Origin of the sequence: Hahella chejuensis KCTC 2396, from assembly GCF_000012985.1 — a bacterium.
Lineage (GTDB): Bacteria > Pseudomonadota > Gammaproteobacteria > Pseudomonadales > Oleiphilaceae > Hahella > Hahella chejuensis.
On sequence record NC_007645.1, the window covers coordinates 3,809,679 to 3,835,668 of the forward strand.

The 25,990-nt window shown below is 55.9% G+C and carries 22 protein-coding genes and 1 riboswitch; of the genes, 6 read left to right on the forward strand and 16 right to left on the reverse strand.

All coding sequences use genetic code 11. From position 1 onward, the window contains the following. Window positions 1–101: 101 nt before the first annotated feature. From HCH_RS32445 to HCH_RS16460, 5 genes are all read right to left on the reverse strand, one after another. Window positions 102–2,465: a DNRLRE domain-containing protein gene (locus HCH_RS32445; RefSeq protein WP_148212793.1), complete on the reverse strand. Its 2,364-nt coding sequence runs from the start codon at window positions 2,463–2,465 to the stop codon at window positions 102–104. Between the two features lie 93 nt (window positions 2,466–2,558). Continuing rightward, on the reverse strand, window positions 2,559–3,227 hold the full coding sequence (locus HCH_RS16445; protein ID WP_011397474.1) for a DUF1566 domain-containing protein: 669 nt from the start codon (window positions 3,225–3,227) through the stop codon (window positions 2,559–2,561). Then, on the reverse strand, window positions 3,224–4,750 hold the full coding sequence (locus HCH_RS16450; protein WP_011397475.1) for an ethylbenzene dehydrogenase-related protein: 1,527 nt from the start codon (window positions 4,748–4,750) through the stop codon (window positions 3,224–3,226). Before HCH_RS16450 ends, HCH_RS16445 begins: the two co-directional genes overlap by 4 nt. 680 nt (window positions 4,751–5,430) lie before the next feature. Then, the gene (locus HCH_RS16455) at window positions 5,431–6,006 is read right to left on the reverse strand and encodes a TMEM165/GDT1 family protein (protein WP_011397476.1); all 576 of its coding nucleotides are present in this window, start codon (window positions 6,004–6,006) and stop codon (window positions 5,431–5,433) included. Between the two features lie 6 nt (window positions 6,007–6,012). Further along, window positions 6,013–6,184: riboswitch (yybP-ykoY riboswitch) on the reverse strand. A gap of 307 nt (window positions 6,185–6,491) precedes the next feature. Then, window positions 6,492–7,223, reverse strand: a complete 732-nt coding sequence (locus HCH_RS16460) for an expansin EXLX1 family cellulose-binding protein (protein ID WP_011397477.1) — start codon at window positions 7,221–7,223, stop codon at window positions 6,492–6,494. 337 nt (window positions 7,224–7,560) lie between these two features. Here HCH_RS16460 and HCH_RS16465 point away from each other — a divergent pair, with 337 nt between their 5' ends. The 6 genes from HCH_RS16465 to HCH_RS16485 all read left to right on the forward strand — a co-directional run bounded on the left by HCH_RS16465 (window position 7,561) and on the right by HCH_RS16485 (window position 13,309). Further along, window positions 7,561–8,316, forward strand: coding sequence for a peptidoglycan-binding protein (locus HCH_RS16465; protein WP_041598720.1), 756 nt, complete (start codon window positions 7,561–7,563; stop codon window positions 8,314–8,316). A 3-nt stretch (window positions 8,317–8,319) separates the two neighbouring features. Next, entirely contained in the window at window positions 8,320–8,868 is a 549-nt protein-coding gene (locus HCH_RS16470) for a DUF5991 domain-containing protein (RefSeq protein ID WP_011397479.1), read from the forward strand. Continuing rightward, on the forward strand, window positions 8,865–9,191 hold the full coding sequence (locus tag HCH_RS16475; RefSeq protein ID WP_011397480.1) for a hypothetical protein: 327 nt from the start codon (window positions 8,865–8,867) through the stop codon (window positions 9,189–9,191). Before HCH_RS16470 ends, HCH_RS16475 begins: the two co-directional genes overlap by 4 nt. 466 nt (window positions 9,192–9,657) lie before the next feature. Next, window positions 9,658–11,988: an immune inhibitor A domain-containing protein gene (locus HCH_RS16480; protein ID WP_011397482.1), complete on the forward strand. Its 2,331-nt coding sequence runs from the start codon at window positions 9,658–9,660 to the stop codon at window positions 11,986–11,988. A 191-nt stretch (window positions 11,989–12,179) separates the two neighbouring features. Next, window positions 12,180–12,326: a hypothetical protein gene (locus HCH_RS34275; protein ID WP_158304967.1), complete on the forward strand. Its 147-nt coding sequence runs from the start codon at window positions 12,180–12,182 to the stop codon at window positions 12,324–12,326. Between the two features lie 83 nt (window positions 12,327–12,409). Continuing rightward, window positions 12,410–13,309 carry a DMT family transporter gene (locus HCH_RS16485; protein ID WP_011397486.1) on the forward strand — a complete coding sequence of 300 codons (900 nt, stop codon included), beginning with the start codon at window positions 12,410–12,412 and terminating at the stop codon, window positions 13,307–13,309. Window positions 13,310–13,372: 63 nt separating this feature from the next. Here the strand turns inward: HCH_RS16485 and yfbR are convergent, their stop codons facing one another. The 11 genes from yfbR to HCH_RS16540 form a co-directional block, all read right to left on the reverse strand. Beyond that, complete coding sequence (yfbR, locus tag HCH_RS16490; protein ID WP_011397487.1) at window positions 13,373–13,978, reverse strand: 5'-deoxynucleotidase; 606 nt, start codon at window positions 13,976–13,978, stop codon at window positions 13,373–13,375. A gap of 82 nt (window positions 13,979–14,060) precedes the next feature. Then, a complete protein-coding gene (locus tag HCH_RS16495; RefSeq protein WP_011397488.1) occupies window positions 14,061–14,699 on the reverse strand; it encodes a cation transporter in 639 nt (212 codons plus the stop codon). A gap of 88 nt (window positions 14,700–14,787) precedes the next feature. Further along, window positions 14,788–15,225, reverse strand: coding sequence for a Cd(II)/Pb(II)-responsive transcriptional regulator (gene cadR / locus HCH_RS16500; protein ID WP_011397489.1), 438 nt, complete (start codon window positions 15,223–15,225; stop codon window positions 14,788–14,790). Window positions 15,226–15,272: 47 nt separating this feature from the next. Continuing rightward, window positions 15,273–16,196, reverse strand: coding sequence for a TolB family protein (locus tag HCH_RS16505; protein ID WP_041598721.1), 924 nt, complete (start codon window positions 16,194–16,196; stop codon window positions 15,273–15,275). A gap of 392 nt (window positions 16,197–16,588) precedes the next feature. Next, on the reverse strand, window positions 16,589–18,430 hold the full coding sequence (locus HCH_RS16510; RefSeq protein WP_011397491.1) for a protein kinase domain-containing protein: 1,842 nt from the start codon (window positions 18,428–18,430) through the stop codon (window positions 16,589–16,591). Between the two features lie 17 nt (window positions 18,431–18,447). Continuing rightward, a complete protein-coding gene (locus HCH_RS16515) occupies window positions 18,448–20,034 on the reverse strand; it encodes a dihydrolipoyllysine-residue acetyltransferase (RefSeq protein ID WP_011397492.1) in 1,587 nt (528 codons plus the stop codon). Between the two features lie 12 nt (window positions 20,035–20,046). Then, window positions 20,047–21,024 carry an alpha-ketoacid dehydrogenase subunit beta gene (locus tag HCH_RS16520; protein WP_041598722.1) on the reverse strand — a complete coding sequence of 326 codons (978 nt, stop codon included), beginning with the start codon at window positions 21,022–21,024 and terminating at the stop codon, window positions 20,047–20,049. Beyond that, window positions 21,017–22,204 carry a thiamine pyrophosphate-dependent dehydrogenase E1 component subunit alpha gene (locus HCH_RS16525; RefSeq protein WP_011397494.1) on the reverse strand — a complete coding sequence of 396 codons (1,188 nt, stop codon included), beginning with the start codon at window positions 22,202–22,204 and terminating at the stop codon, window positions 21,017–21,019. Before HCH_RS16525 ends, HCH_RS16520 begins: the two co-directional genes overlap by 8 nt. A 456-nt stretch (window positions 22,205–22,660) precedes the next feature. After that, on the reverse strand, window positions 22,661–23,818 hold the full coding sequence (locus HCH_RS16530; RefSeq protein WP_011397495.1) for a hypothetical protein: 1,158 nt from the start codon (window positions 23,816–23,818) through the stop codon (window positions 22,661–22,663). 55 nt (window positions 23,819–23,873) lie between these two features. Beyond that, window positions 23,874–24,743, reverse strand: a complete 870-nt coding sequence (locus tag HCH_RS16535; RefSeq protein ID WP_041598723.1) for a hypothetical protein — start codon at window positions 24,741–24,743, stop codon at window positions 23,874–23,876. Window positions 24,744–24,996: 253 nt separating this feature from the next. Then, window positions 24,997–25,866, reverse strand: a complete 870-nt coding sequence (locus HCH_RS16540; protein ID WP_011397497.1) for a hypothetical protein — start codon at window positions 25,864–25,866, stop codon at window positions 24,997–24,999. Window positions 25,867–25,990: the final 124 nt, after the last annotated feature.

A 25,990-nucleotide genomic window follows, 5' to 3' on the forward strand; every position in this document is an offset into this window, starting at 1 on the left:
GGGTCTACGGTGAGATGGCGATGAAGGATGGCGCGGCGATCCCATCCGCGCCATCCTTAAACAGCTATAGATCTCAAGAGCGACCTACAAACAGGCAACCTCTACAACTCATATTCCACGATCAGTTTGGGCGCGCGACTGCTTTCTCTGCTTTCAATGTCCACACCGTTGCTGGTTCCGTCGGATGACAACACCAGGCCATTATTCGGCGCGCCGGACAGCCAGCTTTGCACCAGTTCCACACCGGCCGCGCCCAGGTTGACGGACAGGGAGCCGTTGTTGGACGGAGTGAAGGTGGCGACTTTGCCGCTGGAGGTGTCCGCATCGCTCCATTGAGCGGCGCTCTCGCTCCAGTCTCCTTTTGCAGGGTACAGAGAATATGAGCCGCTGGAAGGATCAACGATAGAGAACTCCGCTTTTACGCTGGTGACCCTGGCCTGCGCCGGCAGGTCGCTCAGATTCCAATGCATCAGGACGCGTAATTCCTGACCGCCATCGCTGCCATCCGCTTCCAGACGGCGGGTGTTGCGTCGACGCCCTTGCGAACCGACAGAAACATCCTGATCGGAGGAAAGCGACTTGGAGCCGCGTCCTGACGAATCATCGCCAGACTGGTGGGCGACGATCAGTTTAGCGGCCTGGCCGCCTTCTCTGGAGACGAAATCGACGCCATCGGACGTGCCCATGCTGGCGATAATCAGACCGTTATTGGCTTCTTCGCCCGAAATCCAACCTTGCACCAGGCGACGGCCTTCTTCGTTCAGGCGGATGCTCACGCCGCCCTTGCTCGAGGGAGTGAAAATTCCCACCTTAACCCCAGTCTGTGACGCCGCGCTCCAGTCCGCGCCTTTTTCCGACCAGCCAGTGGAGCCTGCGTAAACGCTGTATTCGCCACTTGAGCTATTGACGACTTGCAGGGCCAGCTCTACAGAATCAACGCTGGCGTCAGCAGGAATCGCGCTCAGGTCCCAGGACAACAGCGCTCTCAGCTCCTGCCCGCCGTCGGAACCATCCGCATAGACATCGTTGCCGTTATTGTAGAAACCATCGCTGCCAACGGTGACATCCTGACCCGCCGCAACAGTGCTGGAACCGCCATCCCCTGGATCGCCCGGGTCGCCGGGATCACTGCCGCCGTCCACCTGCGTGAGGCCATCGCCGGAACGGGTCAGTTTCATGACTTCTCCGACAGTCTGCGGTTTCCACAAGTTGAGACCAGAAGGCAACGCCAATGGATCAGAGTCGCGCTGCGCCTTGGAAAGGCCCGTCACATCGCCCTCCCCGGAAAAACGAGCAGTGCGCACCAGCACCTCGTCGCCGGAAAACTGCACGATTTTCAACTGTGCAAAGCTGTCCTGATCGATGATCCAGTTCGCATAACGATCCGCGGATCTCGTGGGCGCGCCCCAGCTGCCCTCACCCACATACAGCGTGCCGGCGGCCGCCTGCGCATAGCCGCCGTTATCCGGCACAACCGGCCAGGTGTATTTCACCAGATGGCTGTCCGACTCGAACGACAGGTTCATCTTGTAGGTATAAAACGGCTGCGCCCACTCGTACATCTTGTCGTACTTGGACGGCTTTGACGTGGTGCGCGGGAACATAGGCTTGTGATACTGAGTCATGCGCCATGTCACGCCGGAGCCGTCAGAGGCGAGATCCGCCTTCAGCCAGTCCATCTGCTCGCGCCATTCCGCCTCATAGCCGGAATTGCGGAATTCGGTGTTCAGCGTATAGAAACGCGCCTGTCCGCCGCCGATGGTGAAGGCGAAATAGGTGTCCTCCAGCGTACAGGAGCCGTCTTTGTTGGCGTCTACGCCAAAAACCTTACAGATAAAGGTCTGGTCGTTGTCCTCGTGGTTGCCCACTGTAGGAACCAGCGGATACACCCGTTTGTAATCCACGCCGTCGATGACGTCGTTGGAATAGGTTTCGGTCCAGTTATCCAGCCATTCGTCCACTTCGCTGGCGCGGTTATCGTCGGTGAGGTCGCCTCCAAACAGAACGAATTGAGGACGCACTTTGCTGACCAGACGGTTCCCCTGACGACGCGCCGTTGGATTGCTGCGGGAGTCGCCGCCGGCGATGAAGGTCAGGTCCGCCGCGTTATCCTGGGCGGTGGTGAACCAGAATCGATCGCCGCAGCCTTTGCTGTCGCAAGCGCGAAAGTAGTAGTCAGCGCCCGGTTGCAGATCCGACAGACGTACGAAATAGCTGCGCAGACTGCCGTCGAAGGTGTAGCTCTTCTGATAGGCGGTGTTCTCCCAGCTGTTCTCGTCGGTGCTATCGCCCCACAGAAGATAAGGAGAACCGCCGGAGCCCTCGGAGAAGGCGATAATGGCTTCATGGGCGGGATCGTGGTCCCAGACCACGCGAATCTGCGTCGGCGCCGCCAACGCAGTGGACCCGGTCGCCGCCAGGGTTAAACCGGCGATTACGGCGAGAATGGGTTTATCGTTATTCATCGGTTGTAGATTTCTCCAGGTAGTTTTAGACATTGCGACGCACCGGCCTGCCGCAGCCGGATATTCCCCACGTCGCTCCCTTGCTCATCTCCGCTACTGCTCCATGGAAGACACCAGCCTCGCCCACGCTACCGTGCGAGGGGGCAAGGCCTGTTCACTTCCCTGATAAAAATTGAATGTCATGACGCTGAAATCGCCACTGTCTCCATCCCGCACCGTGGACGACCAATAGGGTCCGACGACGGTGCGGGGAAACAAGTAGGCGTTGATCATAGGTTGGCCCGGGTAGGTCTCCCGGTCCTGTAAGGAGCGCAACTCCTCAATGGTAGGTAAGCGCCAGGAGGCGACGCCGCAGTGTCGAACCCGATTCAGGGCCTGGATCAGGTCTTCGGTATCGCAGGGTTCGATGTGGTCGCCGAGGATGCAACTGCCCCTCTCCGCCTCGCCGCGGTCACCCTGCCGCCAGGAAAAGCTGGACTTGTAGTAATGGACATTCTCCTGCCAGCTCTTTACTTCCCAAATCACGTTGTTGCGGGCGTCCGCCACGCAGGCCCATGGGCCAAGTTTAGGCGCGACTTCCGCGCCGTCCGCGTCCAGCTTGCGCCAGCGCGCCAGTTCCGCCTGAATGCGGCGTTGCGCATGTTCGCCGGACGCGCCGGCGTCCTGTCCTCCGTTAACGGTCATGGCCACAATCATCGCCGCCGGGGCCACAATGCTAAGAGCGATTCCCATGATGATCTGAGTGCGCAGTCGCTTGCTCATGGACTCACCCTTAAGCGGAGTGGACGATGATGATAGGCGTGCCGGGTTTGCGCATGATCAAAGGGCGCCACCCACATAAACACGCCGTCTTCGATGGGAATATCAAAAGGAGACCCTGTCTCTCTGGCGCGGGCCAGCTCCAGATACCAGCGCCCGTCGCGCCATTGAGCCCGCCCGCGCACGTCGCCGCGATCGCCTTCGTAATGGCTCATCCAAAGTACGGAAGGCAGACCGTCGCCCACTGGCGTCTCATCACGCTCCGCCGTGTAAGCTCGCGAACCATACCAGGTCATGGCGTTCTCCCCCTTCGTCACGCCAGGACCATCGCGGGGCGTACGCAGTGGCGTCACGCCGCTGGTGCGAAACCACTCCCAGTTCTGGCGCACGCCGCCATCCTCCACCGGATCGGGTTGGTAGCCGGCTTTGTATCGAGGGCAAAACGCACAGGCCGCTTCCGGCTTGCCGAAGTGGTCGTCGTCCAGCACCGCCATATCGCCGCCGCGCACCGCTTTCCAATGCCAGACGTCGCGAATCGACCCGTCTGTCGTGTAATGATAGCCGCGTCCCGAACGACTGGCCGGATACCCCTCCAAAGGACGACCGCCCAGATGAACGCTGTTATCGCCGCCAAAGCCGCCGCCTTTGGACAGCATCACCGCCAGCTTATCCTCGTAATAAACCCGCTCGTCATCTTTCTCGAAGCCCGCATGCAGGGCCTTCCAGCCGGTCTGCGTCTTTTGCAGCGGAAGATGACTGTAATCCGCGTGAGCGTCAGGCCAGCTAATGGAGAAATAGATCGTATAAGGATTCGCCAGCGCCCGGACTTCGACGGGTATGACAGCGTCATAATCGTTGCCCTGGTAGGTGGTCACCGTGACGGGCGCCGCATTCGCCCAGGCGTCTTCGTCCGGCGCCCCATCAATCTGAATACGGACCTTTTCCGCCAGCGGCGCGACCACCAGCGCCTGACTGTCCGCTCCCCCTCCCCACCAAAGCGCGGCGCCCGCCGCACAGGAGAAGACTAATAACCCCAGCCCCTGGGAGAATCTGCGGGGGATAAAGACCGCAGGCAAAAAACGTCCCCCTCGCAACGCCAGTTGCTCCATCAGGTGGGCGACAATCAGAGTGGCCAACAGCAGAGCGCACCAGTAATGGGTGGCCAGCACCCAATCAAGCACGCCTGCGCCAATACCGAGATAAAAGATAACGCCGCTAAGCAGCTGTACCGGCAAAATCAGGTAAAGCGCGCGTATCAGAAAACCTTTGGGGCGGGTTTGCGTCCTATCCGAGCGCTTTTTCAGCCAGGCGAGCGACACAGTAAAGCTTACCGCCAGCCAGCCCAGGGCTGCGCTTAAGTGCCATGAAATCATATCGCCCTGAGGAGCGATGGCGGACCAGTACTCCTGCAATGGCCAGTCGCCGTCCGCCGCCAGGCGCATGCCGCTGGCCAGACTGACAGTAAACAGAGACATCGCACAGAGGTGAAGTAAAACGCGTAGCCAGTGAGAAGGGGGAAAGATCATTGTAGTTTCTGTTGTTATCGGTTTAATTCACTTCGCCCTCCACCTGGAAAGACTTGGGGAGATGCGTGATTAAATATGACTAGCAATTGCGTTACTTCAATATAAATCATTGTCGAATAAGAACTTTTCATCCTAAAACTCGGGTGCGGCCGCGACAATGGCCTTTCCTGCATAGTCCAATGGAGTGAAATCCGCAGGTCAGCCTGCATTGTCGAGCGGCATGCAGCCTAGCGGCCTCCTGTTGCAAGCGCATGACATAGCGCCAGCATGCGACGCGCCTAAGAGTCGGGATCACCAGCGTCGGCACTGAAAACGCGAAAACATAGACTTGTCTGTAAACTGGCGCTGAACGATGGGAGTTGAAGTCGAATGAGTGCGGAGTGAGCGTTCATAAAACATTCCTTATTTCATGAAGACAGGGTATGAAGCACGTGATTGCACGTGCGGGCGCAGGTCCTGCTTAAATTTTAGCCCGCGCGAAATGCAATTCAATCTCATTTACGCGCTTTTCACAACTTGGATCACCACAAGGGGTGAGCAGGCGCACAATTTAATGGTTTTATTAATATGACAATGATATTGGCATGTTGATAATCAGGCGCAGGCCCTGTCGTTGCAGACAAATAGAAGGTTGCGGACAAATAGAAGGAAGCTATTTGTCCGCCTGATTAATAGGCGACTTAGAATCCCAGTCTGGCGCCGGCGCCCAGCAGCGTCGCCACGCCCAGTACGACAAATATCAACGCCGCCACGCCATGCACCACCCGCACCGGCATGCGGTGGGCGATGCGATCTCCAAGCAATACGGCTGGCGCGTTGGCGATCATCATCCCCAGCGTTGTGCCGGCGACCACCCAGAAAAAAGACGAGTACTGCGCCGCCAGAGCGACGGTGGCCACCTGGGTTTTATCCCCCATTTCAGCCAGAAAAAACGCTACGACCGTTGTGCCGAATACGCCCAGTTTTGCGAATTTCGCCTCACTTTCATCGAACTTGTCGGGAACCAGCATCCAGCCGGCCATGGCGATAAAGGAGACTCCCAGCACCCAGCGCAGTATTTCCGGCGTCACCAGAGAGGTTACCCACGCGCCCAGAGCGCCGGCGAAGGCGTGATTGACAATGGTGGCCACGAAAATACCGAGGATGATGGGAACCGGCTTGCGGAATCTGGCGGCGAGAATAAACGCCAGTAATTGGGTTTTGTCGCCAATTTCTGCGAGCGCGACGATGCCGGTGGAAATCAGAAAAGCTTGCATTCGGGAAATCTCCTGGGCCGGATTAACCATATGACTACGCCACGCCCCGGCCCAACCGGTGCGGCATAGTCAAAGGTCTTGCCAAGTTATGGAACCGTTTACGCCATGGCCTGTGGGCCAAGTATGTTGACGCAAACCTCTTCAGGGCGAAGAGAGGCTACTCCCCAGTGACGCCGGGCATACTAATGCAATGCATCCCGTAAATCCAGCGTGCTTTTGTACCCAGCGTAGACGCGCAGCCAAGTCGCCGCCTCTTATCTGGAGCGCTATCGAGGCGGCGTATCCAGGGTTATTCTGGTTTTTTGCGCAAGGTTCCAATCATCCTCTTGACGCTCACTCTCCTTCACCTGTTCTGGAGATATTAATATGGCAATGATATTGGCATGTTAATAGTCAGGCGCATGGATGCGCCTGCGCGGCGGCGAGCCGCGGGTGACAGGGCCTGACCTGTGCAGGCCCTGTCGTTGCAGACAAATAGAAGGAAGCTATTTGTCTGCCTGATTAATAACGCCGGATGTCCCCATACTGGGAAACTGTTGCTGCGTGTTGATAGGGACGCCAGACTGAAGGGTTATATTCCCTGCTTCCAACACATGTCCATAGATGTCCGTGATGCGAAAATCAAAGGGGCCCGTCCCCATGCCGGAACGTTCGACAAAGTAGTTGTAGTCTTCTCTGGCGATCTCCTGATAGGAGCCGGTTGAACCACTTTCCCGGTACGCCAGACTGCTTACGGGATACCGCTGTTCGCGTACTTGCACGGCCGTCCACCACTGGCTCGAACCTTCCATGAAGTACAGCAGCACAGAGGGATAATCGCAGGGAACATAATCCCAGCTGATCGGAATGCGTCCCGCCTCCAATGGCGAAATCTGCGCGAAGGCGGCGTCGGTCAGATCCACGTCTCCCGGGTTGCAGCCGGGACAACTGTCGTCAACGCGCGCCACCACGGACTTGCCGTTATTGCGGTTGGTCACCTTGACGCATCCGCCACAAGCCTGGGAACCGTTATAGTCGGTCTGATTCATCGCTGCAGTGAACATCGCAGGCACGGGAACGCTGCAATGGCCGCCGCCGTTGTAGAAGTAGTAAGTCCCTTCCCCCTCATGCAGCGCGGCGGACGTGTGAGTCGCAGAAACTCGATTTTCCGCATAAGAGGCGCGTACACACAGCAACAACAGGATACTGCCGATAATCAGAAAAGTAAGTTTGCTCATGTGCTTCCTTGTCCTTTGCATTGGCGGTTGTATACCAAGCTTCCATACAGCCTGTGAGAAGCCGATTCGGCCCTTCTCCCCCGCCTCAATTAACAAGTATGCGAACAGCCATTAAGGCGGACTTGCAGGGCCTTCCCACACTCTGACACAGGCGGACCTCCGCTCCCAGCCTCAATAGGAAAATTGGGAAAAGATGGGACCGAATCGTGACATTGTCTATCATAATCAACAGGTTACAGGCATAACCTTATCGGACGATCCATTAGTCCATACGCCCGGTTGTTCCCGCTTCGGTCAAGTTTTACTCTGCCTTGCCATGTTAACTTCAAGGATCGACATGCAGAGTATTCAACAATCCGTAGGGCTTGGCGGCGTCAATAGAAAAGCGGACGTCATCCTCGCGCAAACCCTTCTCAACCGCTACGCCAAAACCCACAGTTCGCGCTTAGTGGTGGACGGCGTCGCAGGCGCCGCCACCGTCTCCGCCATCAAACGTTTTCAGCGGGAAAAAGCCGGTATGAACAAACCTGACGGGCGCATTGACCCAGGCGGGCGCACCTTGGGCGCACTACTGGGAGGCAAGCGTTTGCGTATCGCCTGGGGCGGCCGCACGTCCTCCACGTTCAACGCCAAAGTCATAAAAATCGCCGCCGCGATGGATATGTCGCCGGACTACCTGATGGCCTGCATGGCGTTCGAAACCGGCGAGACCTTCAGCCCCAGCATCACCAACGCCGCCGGCAGCGGCGCTATCGGCCTGATCCAGTTCATGCCCTCCACGGCCAAAGCGTTAGGCACCAGCGTTCAGGCGCTCAAGGGTATGTCGGCGGTGCAGCAGTTGAAATATGTGGAGAAGTATTTCAGCCCCTACCAGGGACGTTTGCAGAACCTGGAAGATGTCTATCTTGCGGTGCTGTATCCCGCCGCGGTGGGCATGAATCCGTCCCAGGCCCTGTTCCGGCGCGGCACGCTGACCTATACCCAGAACAGTGGTTTTGATAAAAACAAAGACGGTATCATTACCCCCGCTGAAATTTCACTGAAAGTCCGCGCGGCTTACGAAAAGGGTCTCACGACGGGCTATATGGGATGAGCTATGACCGCACGCCAACGTATTTTATCGCTTTTTCTGATCACTACCGCCGCCCTGCCGGCGTTCGCCGAAGACTCCGATGACTCAACGCTGATCGTTAACTGGGACGGTCGCTACCGGTATGAGTCCCAACAGGGCGACACCGCCGGAGGCACGCCAATTATCATGATTCATCTGTTGACCGTGGCCAAAGGAGAAACGCCCTGCCGCCTTGAGATCAACGGCTTTCAGACCGCGGAGAACCTGATCTGCGCGACCGAAAAATCCGGCGCGCGCATTGATATTAATTTCGTCTCCCATGCCGGCGGCTCCACGAAAAACAGTTACGGCATAGAGGTATATAAACCTGGAGAAACGCTGTTTTCGCTGGAGCGCAGCGCGCAGGACGGCGACCTCATCACCCACTGGGGGGCGCTGACTCCAGACGGCGTTAAAAGCCAAAGCGGCGCTTACTTCGTAAAAGAAGCGTCGAATGAGTCCCTTTCATCGCCGCAACAAAAACGCTTAGACTTATCGTCTCCAGATAAGCAAAAGAACGAGTCAAGTGAATGATGAAACTATCCAAAAGGACCTTTACCAGCGCACTGCTATCCCTGCTGATCGTCTCCGCTCCCGCCCTGGCCTGCGATGAAGATCACGCCGGGCCGCAAGCCGGAGCGCCAGCCAATATCGAAAGCGTCATCAAGAAATTGCGTAGCGAAGGAGCCATTCCCGAAAACGCTACTTACGCTGAAGCAGAGGAAGCTGCGCGGCAGTATTTGAGAGAAAAAGCGCATGCTTCCGCACAGTCAAAAAAGGCCACTGAAAAAACCAAATCCGGAATCAATTCCGGTCAACCGCAATACGCGCCCGCTCCCTCCCCAAACAACTCCTGACACACACGGCGCGGGCTCCAGGCTCGCGCCGCTCAAAATAAAGATTATTTACCCAAAGTACTGATATTATAGAATTTTTTCTGGTTTACTAAATAGCGCGACCACGTAAGCGCTTGCTTATGAGGCCGTTTAAAAGGAAGCAAGGACGTCTCCGGCGTCCCTCCGTAATGTACGTTATTGGGGACGTTTGACCGCTAAGGACATTCCTTATCGGATCGGCAGGGAAACTATAAAACCAAATGGCTTTTGTGAGCGTCGTCAGTGGCCGTTCAATGGTCGCTCCGGCACTCACTAGGCGTCGCGGGGACTTGGCGTTCACCTGACCGGCGCGGCTTCCGCGTCCGACCGGGCGAACTACTTTTTTATCTCGTTTTGAGATTCGCCGGCAATCCATTTGCCTGCTCTCCCCGCTTGAGCCGAAAAACGGCTTTACACAAAAGGGCAATCAATAAAAAAGGAATTAATCATGCATAAAAGAAGCATACTATCGCTCGCTATATCCGGGCTGCTCGCCTCCGCTTCTGCATTTGCGGCCAGCCAGTCGCATCAGCATGGCGCAGGAGCCTTCGACCCCAGCATCGCAAACGAAGGCCGTCTGATTCAAATGCTGAAGGCCGGCGGCAAAATCTCCGAAGGCGCGACGCTGGAGGAAGCCACCGCCAAGTTGCAAGACTGGTTAAAAGAACGCAGGGCCCACGAACTGCAACGCGCTCAGATGCAGGCCACCACTTCCGCTACCGCGGCGGCGCTTGCCGAAGAACCTCGTCGCGCACATGGCGCCCATCTGAAAGACCAAAGATGGCGCGAGTTGGACAACCGCAAGCTGTTCCCCGATAACCTGCAACTGGAAGAATGGACCGAAGGCGCCCGCAAGGCCAAAGTGCTCGCCATTCTGATGGAATTCCCGGACTTCCCGCACAACTCCATTCAACCTGGCGAAACGGATATGTACTACGAGGACTACAACCGGGAGCATTTCCAGGACCTGTTGTTCTCCGGCTCCGGTTACGAAGGGCCCAATGGCGAAAACCTGATCTCCATGCGTCAGTATTATGAAGCGCAGTCCGGCGCCAGCTACTCTGTAGAAGGCAACGTTGCGGGCTGGTATATGGCGCAGAAACCTGCTGCGTTTTACGGCAACAACGTAGACGGCGACGCCCGCGCGCTGATCCGTGAAGCCCTTTTGGCCGCGGCGGCGGACCCCAGTGTGGATCTGAGCGACTATGACATCGAAGACCGTTACGACCTGGACGGCGACGGCGACTACTGGGAGCCGGACGGTCTGGTTGACCACGTGATGGTGTTCCACTCCGCAGTGGGTGAGGAAGCCGGCGGCGGACAGCTGGGCGAAGACGCCATCTGGGCGCACCGTTGGAACCTGGGCCAGATTTTCCCGATCGAAGGCACCACTTCCGAATCCGACAACTGGGGCGGCCTGATGGCGGCGTATGACTACACCATACAGCCAATCTCCGCCGCAGCGGGCGTGTGCGCGCACGAATACGGTCACGACCTGGGTCTGCCGGACGAGTACGACACCCAGTACACCGGTAAAGGCGAACCTGTTTCTTACTGGTCCATCATGTCCAGCGGCTCATGGGCAGGTAAGATTCCGGGCACCGAACCTACCGGTTTCAGCGCCTACGCCAAAGAGAAGCTGCAAGGCATCTGGGGCGGCAACTGGCAGCACGGCGCCACGCTGTCCATCGACGAACTGGACCGCAAAGGCGAAGTCCTGTTGCTGGACGAAGCGGTGAGCAAAGGAACCAACAACGATGTCATCCGCATCGACCTGCCGAAGAAAAAGCGCGTGATCACCACGCCAGCCAGCGGTCAGTACGCGTACTTCGGCGGTAAAGCCAACGACCTGCACACCAGCATGTCCTATGATCTGGACCTTTCGTCCGCCACCTCCGCGAAACTGGCGTTCAAGACCTGGTACGACATCGAAGCGGATTGGGATTACGGCTACGTGATGGTGGAAAGCGAGTCTGGCAAAGTCAGCCTGCCCGCGACAATCACCACTAACACCAATCCCAATGGCAACAACCTGGGCAACGGCATCACCGGCGCGTCCGACGGTTGGGTGGACGCTGAATTCGATCTGTCCGCTTACGCGGGTCAAACCGTTAAAGTCAGCATCGAGTACTTCACCGACTCCGGCACGCTGAACCCAGGCATGTACGTGGATGATATCGCCCTGTCCGTAGACGGAGCGGTGGTCGCCAGCGACAACGCGGATTCCGCGCCAGTGTTCACTTTGGACGGCTTCACCGCCGACGAAGGCTTCACGGTGTCTGATCGCTATTACCTGATGGAATGGCGTACACACAACGGCGTTGACATCGGCCTGGAGCGCCTAAACGTGTCCGGTCAGTTGATGTCCTTCAACCAAGGTCTGGTGGTTTGGTTCGTGGATGATTCCTGGGATAACAACCACGTTGGCGTGCATCCCGGCGAAGGTTTCCTGGGCGTTGTCGACGCCGACCAGAGAGTGGTTAAGTGGGAAGACGGCAGCGTCGCATCCACCAAGTTCCAGTTGCACGACGCGGCGTTCAACGTGATCGCCTCCGAACGCCTGAAGCTGGACCTGACCGATGTGGACTCCGTAGGCTCCACACTGAAAGACCAGAACCGTCGCCCCTATCCGCGTTTCATCGACCGTCTCAACTACATGAGCGACGAGATTCCTGATGCGGGTCGCAACATTCCGGAATTCGGCCTCAACGTTCTGGTGCTGTCACAAAGCGCCGACGGCAAAGTAGGCAAAGTTCTGGTCAGAAACACTTCCCGATAGTCACCCTTACGACTATTCGCTAAGCGCCCTGCGGGGCGCTTTTTTTATACGCCGCGTCCCGCATTTTTTTCGAAGAGCCGCCTACATGGAACACGCGATTTCCCAATCTGAATCAGATAGCTATCCGGTGCTTGATTCCCTCTTTTCAGGGTCGTAAGATCAGCGTTCGATCATATCAACGATTTGCAAACATGACCCAACCTCTGGACATCGCCAAGACCGCCTGCGCATCCAACCTGGATGTCGGCTTTGGCGTCCGTGACGTTTTCATGTTTTGCTTCACTCCTCCACCCCGTCGCCTTCAGGCTGGCGCGCCACCGCCGCCCGCTTTCCACTGAAATAATCTTCACGCCTTCCACCTGATGTCAGCATAGCGCTGACGTGGCCGGCATTTATTTTTCCCTGCGACGGGCAACCCAATATGTCTACAAACAAAACGACGTTACTGTCTTATTCCGCAACGGCGCTTTTCGTGCTGCTTTGGAGCAGCGGCGCTATCTTTTCCAAAATAGGTCTGGAGTCCGCCTCCGCTTTCGCCTTTCTTCTGCTTCGCTTCGCCATCGCTTTTGTAGTGGTGTTGAGTATCGCCCTGAGTCATGGCCTCTGGCTGCCGACACCGGGAACACGGGTCCGCGCGGCGGTCACCGGCTTGCTCATGATCGGCGGGTATTCCATCTGCTACTTCAAGGCGCTGGAGCATGGCGTTACCCCGGGAGTGCTCGCCACCGTGCTCGGCGTGCAGCCTATCCTGACCTTGCTGGCGACAGAGTCCGCCTTTTCCCTGCAACGTCTCTCGGGACTCTTTCTGGCGTTATCGGGATTGGTGCTGGTGGTGTACCACAGTATCGGACTGGCGCAGATTTCCGCCACCGGCGTGGTGTTCGCCCTGGCCGCCCTGGGTTCGATCACCACCGGGGCCATTCTGCAAAAAGGCGTGAAGCAGTCACCTGTCGCGGTCCTGCCGCTGCAGTACGCCATGACGCTGCTACTGTGCCTTGCGTTCACGCCTTACGAGCCTTTGACAGTGGAATTCAGTCTGCGCTTTGGCGTGGCGCTGGTATGGCTGGGGGTCGTTATTTCGGTGGTCGCCACGCTATTGTTGTACAGGCTTATTCAGGCCGGAAATCTGGTGAATGTCACCAGCCTCTTCTACCTGGTTCCCGGCGTAACCGCCGTTATGGACTACCTGTTTCTGGGCAACCAGATGTCGCTTCTGAGTTTGCTTGGCATGGCGGCCATTCTGTTCGGTTTGACGTTGATTTCCCGGACTCGTCAAGTCGAGCCAGTCGACGCCAGGATAATTCCAGTCACCGATAAATAGCTCTCAGCAGCGGATAGCGCTCCATTTGGGGCGCTTCTTCAAATGGAAAGCGCGAACGGAGCGTCAGCCTCGCACCGGATCGTGGTGTTTCAACAGTTCATCCAACGTCAGCAGATAACTGTCCACAAAGGTCGCCATGAAATATTCCACTTCCGGCATCTGCAGCGCACGGATGCGCGCCTCCACGTCCGCCTTGGCGTCGTCAAACTCCTTGTTGCCGGCGGCCACTTCCATCTGACACTTGAGATAAGCGCTGATCAGATCAGCCGCTTTGACGAACTTCACGGCGGCGGCGTCAAACTTGTCATGCAACAGTAAAGGCTCAAAGGGGTTCTGCAGCTCGTCCGGCAAGGTGGACAATACTTCCTTCTCCGCCTCCCGCTCGATGGCGTGATAGGCGTGCTTGATGGCTTCAGAGTGATATTTGATAGGACTGGGCATGTCTCCGGTGATGATTTCCGAGACATCGTGATACAGGGCGGCGACCGCCAGCACGTTAGGGTCGACATCGCCGTTGAACTTGCGATTGCTGATCAGCCCCAGTACATGGGCGATGGTGGCCACCTGCCAGCTGTGCTCCATGACATTCTCCTCCACCACATTCCTTTTCAGCCCCCAACGTTTGATCCAGCGCAGGCGTTCAAGGTAAGCGAAGAATTTACTGGTCATAGGCAGGTCTCCTGAGGCAATGTCGGCGGCCGGTGATAAAAGCGAATTATAACCGTCCGCCGTCGTCTACGCCCAGACGCCTTCAGGCTTTCGCAGCGGCTTCATGATCGTGACGCAGCTCTTTTCTGGCGTGACGCAGCACTTGAACCGCAGCGCTTAGCGCCAGACAGGCCATAATGCCGGCGACGATCAGGTCAGGCCAGGCGCTTCCTGATCCGAACACCCCCAGGGCGGCGAGCATAACAGCGATATTGCCCAACGCGTCGTTCCGGGTGCACAGCCATACACTGCGCATATTGCTATCGCCCTCGCGATAAGCGTACAGCATGGCGGCCACCCCCAGGTTAGCGGCCAGGGCCAACGCGCCGATAACACCCATAGTCAGGGCTTCCGGCAAGGTTCCCGTCATGGCGCTCCATACCGTCGAGCCCAGCACCCACACGCCAAAAGCGCCCATGGAAGCGGCCTTCAGTAATGACGCCTTCGCCCGTATGGCCAGTCCCATGCCCAACACCCAGAGACTGATGCCGTAGTTGGCCGCATCTCCCAGGAAGTCCAGTGAGTCCGCCAGCAATGATACCGAGTCGGCCTGCAACCCGGACAATAACTCCACCGCGAACATGCCGCCGTTGATCAACAGGGCCCAAAACAGGATTTTGCGATAACGCCCGTCGACTTTCGGTTTTTCTTCATGCTCATGGTGACAGCAATGCATACCCATTCGTTGTTCTCCTTACATTTGGATATGCTCAGGTTAAAGTCTGGAGTCGCTACAGGGTCAAGCGTCCAGTAGAAAAAATTACGCCCCTTCAGGAATGGGGCGTTTCCCCGTGACAAGGGCACTCGCCTTCTGCCGGATCGTGATTCAATCCTGTCAGAATGCCGCACTCGGAAGCGCGATTGTGAATGCGGCACTTATCGCGCAGGGATTGCAGCTGCTCCCTGAGTTTCTCCAGGTCGGAAATTTTCTGCTCCAGCGCCAGCAGATGGGAATCCACCAGATCATTGACCTCGCCGCAGTCCAGAGAGGGGTGATCGCGAAAATACAACAGAGATTTGATTTCGTTGAGGGACATGTCCAAAGAGCGGCAATGGCGAATGAAGTTCAAGCGCTCCAAATGACTACGCCCGTATTCACGATAACCAGAGGCGCTGCGCGGCGGCGCCGGCAGCAGGCCTATTTTTTCGTAATAACGGACGGTTTCCGCATCGCAGTTCGTCGCTTTCGCCAACACGCTGATTCGCATGATTTCCCCTTGCTCACTATCGCCGCTGATAAAGGCGGAAAGCAGCGCTATCGGGTGACCATATAAATGCGCGTCTTGCCGCCTTCCGTCTTCTGATAATACAGTTCAGAGCCGTCGCCGGAAATGGACGGCGCTTCCGCCATCACATCCCCCACTCCTGTGACCTCCACCGGAGAGTCGAACGGTTGACTGGTGGAGCCCCGCACCGCTCGCATGATCAAAGCGCGATCGCGATTGTTGGCGCGGTCCGCCAACAGGATACGGGTAAAGAACAACTCCAGTCCATCCGACGAAATCGCAGGACTGTATTCGATATCCCGGGTGTTAACGTTCTCCATCACCCGTTCCACTTCACTCTGATCATAATAGTAAGTGGCGCCGCCACGGTGGGTGGCGAAATGGATATCCGCCCGCAGCAGTTGTCCGTTCATGAAACCGCCCGCGCCCCAGGCCGCCTCAGTGAAATACAGCACACGGCTGTCCGGGCTGACTTCCGGCCCCATATTGCCCTGGAATTTGCGGGCGAACGCATTCGCCTTACGCGGCGGCAGACCATCGATAGCGCGCACGGAAGAGAGCTTGCCGCCGGAGAAGCGACCGCTGCGCACCATGGATTCCACCCCCGTGTCGGAGAACACCAGATTGTTGTCCACGTCGATGGCGGGCGCGCCCTGGATATACTTTTCATCTTCGCCGCCCAGACTGATCTGGCCGCTATAAGCCCATCCGCCGTTGGCGCCGCGCTCGGCGTAGTGCAGCAGGCGTTGGTTATTATCCACGCCGCCATTAAAAAACAGAGTTTTACCGTTGCGGGAAATGTAGGGCTCTTCCTGGTTCATGGGCGAACCGTCAGGTCCGTTGGGGATACCGGAAATCGTCACCTGCACAGGGTTTCCGAAATCAGCCGCCTGGGTGAACCCAGCGGCGGAGGCCAGCGTCAATATACAGGCGGTCAAAACTTTATATCGCATATGCATTCTCTGTATGGTCTTTCGTTTTTCTACTCCCTACAGTGAACATCCCTGATAGTTGTTCTAGTTTTTCCCACAGCTTTTCCCATTCTGCCGGGCCTTGAGGGCAAATAAACCAACCTCCGTCACAAAAGAAACGAAAACCAGTTCACGTAATGCGCCGCCCCAAACCAGCGGGCGTCCAGGGAGGAAGCCGGTAAGGCCACCAGTTATGCAAAAATTACGCCCCGATTACTGCTTTAAATACAGCACGTAATAACGCAATTTTCAAGTTATCTGGCGCCACAGAGCGTAAAGAAGTGCACTAAATTGGTGTTTTGGCGAAGGTGGCGCGCACCATTTTTGCACACCCTAATAACCAGGCGAGTGCGCGCATCCATTTAGGCCTGGCGTTAAGAGGTCGGACCGGCGGTTAGCGCAACCGCTTCATCCCGCGGATTCTTCGGATAATATTTTTCCGGCAGGCGCTCAATATGAGAAAAGAATTTGGTGTCTTTGTAGGGCATCTTCATGAAACCTGACACGCCCAATCCTTTGATCAGGGGAATGGCGGCGATGATTGCGTCCAGGCAATAACGGAACTCCTGCTCCCTGGATGGGTCCAGCAGACGATAGTAGCTATGGATCTTTAAGTGAGTGGGCAAGCTCTCGAAAATGATGAGGCCGGTATGATGTATATTATTAAGAAGCTCAAGTATCTCCATGATTTCTATAGGAAGAACCAGAAACTCTTCCGGGTCTGGACCGTCTTCAAAATAGGAGTGCACCCTGGTTTGATCCTCCAGATCCGGGGTGGCGCTCACCTCATAACCCAGACTCAACCCTGGCTCTGGAATAAAGGGTTTCTCCGGCCCTTCACGATCCACGTGTAAGGTATCGCGAGCATTGAACAGACAGCTTTTGAACACCCCCTGCCGATGAATCGCCCGCGCCAGATTCACCATATTGTTCACTGCGGCGACAAACGCCGGCTTTAAATCCGGGTCGCGCAGGTTAAGACTGGTGTCGATATACACTCCTTCCTTCTCCCAGCGCACCGCCAGCCCGCCCACCACAGGGTAGCGGCCAAGACGGCTAACCGCGGCGATAAACGCCTTTTCCGTCTCTCCCATGCCTTGCATGAAGTTCTTGTAGTAGCGATCCAATTGCACATCATTGATTTCTTTCAGCTCTTCCTTGACGCCCTCCTCCCGCAGGAAGGACTTACGCGAGCTGTACACCACAGTATCGATGCCGCGCTTCTGTGGGCGCACCCAGACCGGGGCCAGCGGCGTCTCCTGGACCGGCGGCAGATCCAGCATGACCAAACGCGCCATATGTCGCAGAAAATAATCGCCCGCCTTGGCGCGCACGGTGGGATCATCGTCCATCATGGCGTCCAACATGCGGGCGAATTCCGCCGGCAGCCCCAGAGATACTGCGGGCAAAGCGCGGTGGCCAAAACGGCAGGACTGCCCGGAAGCGAGGGCGTATAAGGTTCCCGCCACGCCCTGCTCGTCGAAACGAGGCGACGACAGGCCGCCATTGAGCTGCTCGTCGCCGATGAAGTAGACGTCCCCCAGACGCGCATTGGTCTGTTGCAGGTCACTGGACATCAGCTCCATGACATTGGCGGAGACGTATTGATTGTTCTCATCCAGTTGCGCAAAGACGGCGGAACCCCAATCGATCAGCGCCACCTGCTCGGTATCCGGGTTGTACACCAGATTGGAAGGCTTGATGTCGCCATGCACCAGAGGACGCCCGGCAGGTCCTTTATCAGAGCGGAGATTTCTTAATATATCAGCAAGTTGCGCGGCAATCTTAACAACCAGTCTAGGCGGCATACGCCCCACTTTGAGGGAATATTGTTCAAGATCCACTCCCGGCGCCCGCTCCATCACCAGAATGGATTGCCGACGAATGCGCTGAAAGGCGATCAGGCTGGGCACTCTGGGGTGCTCCACCAGACCCAGCATAAACGCCTCTTCTTCCAGGCGATCCTGCAAATGCTGGGGCAAAGTAATGCGGGAAAATTTGAAAACGTATTGTTCGCCGCCAGCGGTGACGCCTGCGAACACAAAACCGTAGGCGCCCTTGCCCACCATTTCTATATCACGATAGCCAAGCTGCTCAAGCTGGACCTTGCACAAGGCGACCCAGTCCTTGAGCTTCTTGGCGTCATTGTGACTGAGCAGGTAGATCGACTGCTCTTCCGGAATATAGAACTGTTGTAGCTTAGGCGCGCCGGTCATTCACTCTCGCAGGGTTATCAGCTCAGATGCAGCAACATCGAGGTTGGGTCCTGCAGATAAGATTTCCACATATTGCTGAAGCGGGCAATGGTTCCGCCATCAATGATGCGGTGATCGCCGGACCAACTGATGTTCATGATCGAGCGCGCCACTACCGAGCCGTCGCTATCGAACCTGGGCACAGTCTGGGTTTTACCCAGCGCCACAATCGCCACTTCCGGCAGGTTAATGATTGGCGACGCGTACGTGCCGCCCAACGCGCCGATATTCGAGATGCTGATGGTTCCGCCTTTGAGGTCTTCCTGACGCACGGAGCCGTCCCGCGCCGCATGGGTCAGGCGCTCCACTTCCCGCGCAATGTCGAGAATGCTGCGACTTTCCACATGCTTGACGTTGGGCACCAGCAGACCGACTTTGGAGTCCACCGCCATACCGATGTTGCAATGCGGCAGATAATGAATCTCCGTGCAGTCGTCATTGACCCGGCTGTTCATGATCGGATATTTCAGCAGCGCCATCGCCATGGCTTTCATGATGAAAGGCATCAGCGTCAGACGCACGCCGGCTTTCTCCGCCTCTGGCTTGAGCTGCTCGCGCAAAGCCAGTAATGCGGTGACGTCAACTTCATCGCCAAAGGTGAACTGGGGAATGGTCGTGGCGGCTTCCACCATGCGTTTGGCCATGACCGCACGCACGCCGCGAATCGGCTCCACCCGCACTTCGCCGACGCTGGCGGGCGTTTCCGGAGCTTTACTTGGCGCCGGAGCGGCGTCAGCCTGCAGGGATTTCCGATACTTATGAATATCATCCTTCAGCACCCGCCCATGCTTGCCGGAGCCCGGTACGCGATTCAGGTCCAGAGAAAGCTCTCTGGCCAGACGGCGCACCGCCGGGCTGGCGGGCACTTTGACGCGCCCTGAAACTTGCGCCGGAGGCGGCGAAGACGCCGCCAGACAGGCTGACCTGGAGGCGTCTTCGCCGTTGACCTTGGCGGTCGTCGCAACAGGCGCTGCGCCGTCCGCTTCAAAGGAGAACAGCGGCGTATGCACTCTGGCGATTTCGCCTTTGCCGTAGTGAAGTTTAACGATACGACCAGCGCGGGGGGCGGGAATTTCAACCACCGCCTTGTCAGTCATGACGTCGACGACAGGCTGGTCTTCTTCCACATGGTCGCCTTCCGCTACCCGCCACTCGACAATCTCACACTCTACAATACCTTCGCCGATATCCGGCAGGATGAAGTCGTCCCCGCTTTTCCCGGCAGGCCGGGACGTTGGAGCCGGTTTTTGCTCCGGCGCAGGCTTGCTGTCCGCTTGTTTGACCGCCGCCCCCTGCGCAGGTTCCTCGTTGACCGCTTTCGCAGCCCCCGCCATGTCCACCGCAAACAAAGGGGAATGCACTTTGGCGGTGTCGCCCTCGCGGTAATACAATTTGGCGACGCGGCCGCTATTGGGCGCGGGAATCTCCACCAGAGCCTTGTCAGTCATTACCTCCGCCACAGGCTGGTCTTCCTGTACGAAGTCCCCTTCCTGCACCAGCCATTTGACCAGCTCACACTCAACAATGCCCTCGCCAATATCGGGCAAAATAAAATCAGTCACCATCTTCGCCCCCCCTTAAAAGTTCACGCTCTGTTTAATCGCTTCATAGATCTTCAGGTGATCCGGCAGATACTCTTTCTCCAGCACCAGCGGGAAAGGCGTATCCAACCCGGTCACCCTGGCGATGGGCGATTCCAGATAAAGGAAGCAGCGCTCCTGAATGGTGGCGGCGATTTCGCCGGCGAAGCCGCCGGTCAAAGGCGCTTCGTGGGAGATAACCAAGCGTCCGGTTTTCAGCACCGAATTGGCGACAGTGTCCACGTCCCAGGGCAGAATGGTTCTTAAATCGATAATTTCGCAGGAAATGCCGTCTTTTTCCGCCATTTCCGCTGCTTTTTCGATGTATTCCATTTGCGCGCCCCAGGCCAGCAGAGTGATGTCGGAACCTTCCTTCAACACTTCCGCCTTGCCCAGCGGCAACTCATAATCTTCCTCGGGCACTTCGCCCACAGAGGCGCGATAAATGCGTTTGGGCTCGAAAAACACCACCGGGTTAGCGTCGCGAATGGAACTGAGCAGCAGCCCCTTCGCCTGATAGGGGTTGCGCGGAACCACGATTTTCAGACCGGGAGTGTGCGCAAAATAGGCTTCCGGCGACTGCGAGTGATAATGTCCGCCGGAAATGCCGCCGCCATAGGGCGTACGAATAGTCAGACCGCCGACATCAAACAGGTTGCCGGAGCGATAGCGGTACTTGGCGGACTCATTCACAATCTGGTCGAAAGCGGGAAAGATGTAATCCGCAAACTGGATTTCCGCCACCGCCATATGGCCCTGGGCCGCCAGGCCGTTGGCGAAGCCGATAATGCCCTGTTCCACCAGCGGCGTGTTGAAACAGCGGGCGCGACCGTACTTCTCCTGAAGATGACTGGTGGCGCGGAAAACACCGCCAAAAACACCGACATCTTCGCCGAAACAGATTACTTTCTCATTCTCCGCCATCGCTATATCGAGGGCGTTGTTGATCGCCTGTAACAGATTCATCTTAGCCATGCGTCATTCTCCCCGCGCTCTTGGGATACGCGTCCGGATACTTGCGGACATGCATCTTGAGTTTTTCTAATTGTTCATGCAGTTGCGGGGTCACTTCGTCGTAGACATCCGTCACCAGCGACTCCACCGGCGGCGGAGGCCGCTTCTCGGCTTTCTTCATGGCGTCCAGCACTTCCTGACGCATGCTGTCCTGAAGTTGCTTTTCTTCGTCTTCGCTCCACCATTTTTTCTTGATCAGCCAGTTGCGCATGCGCGCGATAGGGTCTTTGGCGCGCCAGACGTCTTCTTCTTTCTTGCTGCGATAGCCGGATGGGTCGTCGGAGGAGGAGTGGGCGGCCAGACGGTAGGTCATGGCTTCGATCAACACGGGCTCGTTTTCTTCGACGGCGATCTTGCGTGCGGCCAGGGTCGCCAGATACACCGCCAGCACGTCGTTGCCGTCTACGCGAATGGCGCGCATGCTGTAGCCTAACGCCCGCGGCGCGATGCCGTCCGCGGCGAACTGCTCGCTGGAAGGCGTGGAAATAGCGTAGCCGTTGTTGCGGCAGAGGAAGATAACCGGCACTTTGTGTACGGAGGCCATATTCAGGGCGGCGTGAAAGTCCCCTTCAGAGGCGGCGCCTTCGCCGAATACGGTCACGGTGCAGAGCCCCTTGCCTTCCAGTTTCTGGCCGTAGGCGTAACCGGCGGCCTGAGGAATCTGGGTGGCCAGAGGCGAAGAAATCGTCATGTAATTGAGTTTGGCGGAGCCGTAGTGAATCGGCATTTGCCGGCCTTTGCCATAATCCAGCTCGTTGCCGAACAGCTGGTTCATGAACTCGTCCACCGAGAATCCGCGATAGGCCAAAGCGCCCTGCTCCCGGTATTGAGCCATGATCATGTCCCGATCATCCAACGCCGCAGCGAAGCCGACAACCGTGCCTTCTTCGCCGGTGGACTGCAGGTAAAAACTGAGACGCCCCTGACGCTGGGCGGCCAGCATGCGTTCATCCAGCACGCGGGTGAACACCATGGTGCGGTAGATCTTCAGGGCTTCTTCCTGATCCATCTCCGGCAGCTTAGCCCCTTTATAGGTCGCGCCATCCTGTTTCAGGACCTGAAAGATGGGAAACTTAAATTCATTTCCCTGAATGAATTCAGGTTTATGAATAACTTCTATTGTTTTTGTTGTTTGACTCATAGGGTCCTCTTCCTGGATACGTTCGGAGGCAAGGCGGGCCCCTTTTGAAGGCTCCGCTCCACTTTCTACTGTAGACGGTAATCCACCCTGAGGATAATAGACTTTAGTGACGTTGACGTAAACGTCAGCATTGAAAAAAGATGCCGACTGTTCAATCCAGTGACTACAGAGTTTTGTGCGGCACGAAATTGCTCGATATATCTGCTTTCGTAAGCAATTGAAAGCCCCCTCCTGCGTGATCAGAGGAGCTCAGGAGACAAAACCCATGTCGTCCAATAAAAGAAGTCTCTCGGCTTCCGGGCATCAATCGCAAGAAATAACCCAACAGCCGAGCGAGTGTTATGTAGGGGGTATAGTTAGATATCTGAATCCGTGATTACAACTATCGTGTCAAAACAAACGGAATCGGTTAATACGCTTGAGCTGATAACGACTGACGATTATGGAAAGGTTTCATCAACCCTTCCATTCCTGGTTGCCTTTGCCAAAGGCAGTAGACACAAATCCTGGTACATGCCGGGCATACGCGCTGAACTTGCCCGCACTTTCCTTGGCTAATACGTAACCAGACACACCAAAAAAAACCGCAGCCAAAATACTACTGGCGGAGGAGAACATTTCATAGCTTTTTTCAAGCACTGTGTAGCCCGCAGCCCCGGCCACTCCAGAGATAACAGACTTTGCCGCAAGTTTTTCCATTTCCGCGATAAATGCTTGACGAGCGTCTTTGTTACCTAAAATATCAGTAGGATTAACCTGAACGCCAGCATAGTGTAATCCCACTTTTTCACACAGGTCTTTCAACGCTTTTTCCGTGGTGTTTTTCCCTCGTGGGTTGGAAAAATACACAATCTGATTTTCCAACTTATTCCCAGCGGCAATTACATTATTGGCAAGAGGGTTACTTTGAATAGTCTCCAGGGCTTTTACAAAAGAGCCCGCCCCTTCGCCATGAATCAGCCAGCGAATATTCGCGTTTTTCATTTGCGCATTCTGAATCAGGGACACTATGTTTTTTACATACTGCTGGTTGTTGAAATCATTATTCAGCCAGACCAGAGAGAAGTGATTACTCGACTGTTTGACTGTGTTTGGACTGAAGGCTACGGAATAGGCGTTGGCGATATGGACAAAGATCTTTTGTCCTGCTTCCTCTTTGTTTGCAAACTTACCCGGCACCGCCGCCATATGTGCGCCGCTCCACTGATGGCTAAGTTCCATCACCGTCTGTGGTTTATTGTCTGTTTCCCAATCTTTTTCCGCCTGATTCCAACCAACTTGGTAAAGCCCAGGAGTATTGCTGGTAGCCGGCTCAAGGCCTTTTTCGTCGACACACAACCACAACACTTTGACATCACCATTTGGCTCAATACTGTATTGCAACCGCATAGCCCCGAAGTCTTGTTGTTTCATCCCGCCGGTCTGGGCGCCGGGAGTCAGCGCCAGCGTATAGATAGCCCTGTACATACTGGTCATGTAAAAGTTCCCGGAGTGCTGACGCTTAATCCTCAGCCAGTTGTCATAATTCCGCTTATTGATCAGCACATTGCGCTGCACATTGGGATCTTCTTCTTTAGTGATAATCGCAGGCCATTGTGGGTCCTTAAGAGACACGGCTTTCTCCTCGTTTAAGTTCGTTATTTAGATGGTTTCCGGTGAGCAAATATACTTAGGGGACAAAAGACGGCGGAGAGGAACCGGGTTTAAGAATCACCACACGGGGTTCGCCTATGCCGGACTCTCCATACCGCCATTCCGGGTACACCCAGTTTTCCGGCTCCCGTTGGAGTGAAATGCGGGCACCGGGCCAGCGGTGTCGGGCCTGTTCCTGCTGGGCTCGGGCCGAGGGACTAAGTTTCAACTCGATATGGTGGCAGACCTTGTCCCGCAGGACATTCAGATGTCGGATGGCGTATTCCACGGGGGCATAGCCGTTGTTATGGAACATCAGACGAAGGTAATGGCGGTCGTCCAGGGGGGTCACGGCGTAACTAGAGTATTGGGCCCGCATAAAGTCCTCCTCTTCAATCAGCTCTCCCAGGTTTTTATGTACTTCATAGTGCACCCATAAGCTATCGCCCGACTGACGCACCACCCAATTCACTGGTGCGATCCTTTCACCTCTGGCTGGAGTATTCGGCCCCATTTGATAAATTAAGTGTATTAGCGCCTGCTCCAGATGATGAGGGTTAAAACAACTCATCCCTTCCGGCAGGCAGTTAACCCGCTCCACTACCGCAATGAAGGTCGTATAACCCAGACGCCTCAAGCGCCAGAACGGACCGTAATAATCCCAGTTTCGCTTAATAAACACAGTACTGGAAAAGGGGTCATCAAGGGTGCTGTCACGGTACAGCGCCGGGTCATAAATATTGACCTGGGGAATCGGTGCTTGTACGTCCTCAAATCCATCAGAATCGTGATGAGGCGGTAGTTGCAAGCACAGTTTGGTACCGCTTAAGTCAATTTCGATGGTTTCCGGTCTGTTCAGGCCCGGAATGTAGGGATGTCTACGGGAGGCGAATAAGCGTTTTAGCATAGAATATTTGACGTTAATCCTTTTCTCCCCTGTCAGCATAAACGACAGGAGGCTACTCACTATAATGAAGGGTATTGCAAATACTAGAGACAGGCCCTAGTAGGGTCAATCGTCCATATTACTTATGTTTTATTGGTCGTGGGCCAGCACGCAGATATCCAAGTTCATGCTGGTGACGCAAAAATCCTAGAGGGTGAACGTGCGCCCCTAGTCCAAGTTCATCTCCCAGATGATTTCCGGTGAGCAAATGTATTTAGAGATCAAAAGGCGGCGGCGCCGAACCAGGTTTAAGAATCACGACGAGAGGCTCATTCAATCCAGATTCACCATACCGCCATTCTGGATACACCCAATTTTCCGGCTCTCGTTGGGGTGAAATGCGGGCATCGGGCCAGCATCGCTGGGCTCGATCCATTTGCGCTTGGGCAGATGGGCTGAGTTGCAACACAATATTACGACAAACTTTGTCCCGCAGGGTGTTCATATTATAGATAGCCTGCCCCACTGGAACGTAACCATGATTATGAAACATCAGGCGCAGATAATAACGATCATCCAAGGGGGTCACTGCGTAGCTGGAATAACTGGCTGCGCTGGAAGGGTTAGGTGCATGAATTCTGGCCAAGTCTTGGTGTACTTCGAAGAAAGTCCATTGCGTTTCACCAGCTGCTCGAACCACCCAATTAACCGGTGCGAGTCTCACCCCAGGTAGAGGGTCGTTAGGCCCCATCTCATAAATCAAGTGTATTAGAGCTTGTTCCAGATGATGAGGATTAAAGCAACTCATCCCTTCCGGCAAGCAGTTAACCTGTTCCACCACTGCAATAAAGGTGGTGGAGGCCACTGGCTGCATGCGCCATATTGGGCCGTAATACTCCCAACCCCGCTTAATGAAGACAGAGCTCGAAAACGGATCTTCAGGTGTACTGTCACGATAGATTGACTGGTCATAAATATTGACTTTAGGTATCGGGGTTTGCATTGCTTCAAACCCCTCATAATCGTGATGGGGCGGCAGTTGCAAGCACAGTTTGGCGCCGCTTAAATCAATTTCAATTCTTTCCGGTTTGTTCAAGCCAGGAATGTATGGATGTCTACGGGAGGCGAATAAGCGCTTTAACATGGGTTACTTGGCGTTTTGTCAGCGTAAAACGAATAAAGACTACTAAATGTTGAAATCAGGGATACTAGAGATGAGGTACAGCAGGGTCAATCGGTCGTTTTATTAGTGGAATGCGCTTAATCCC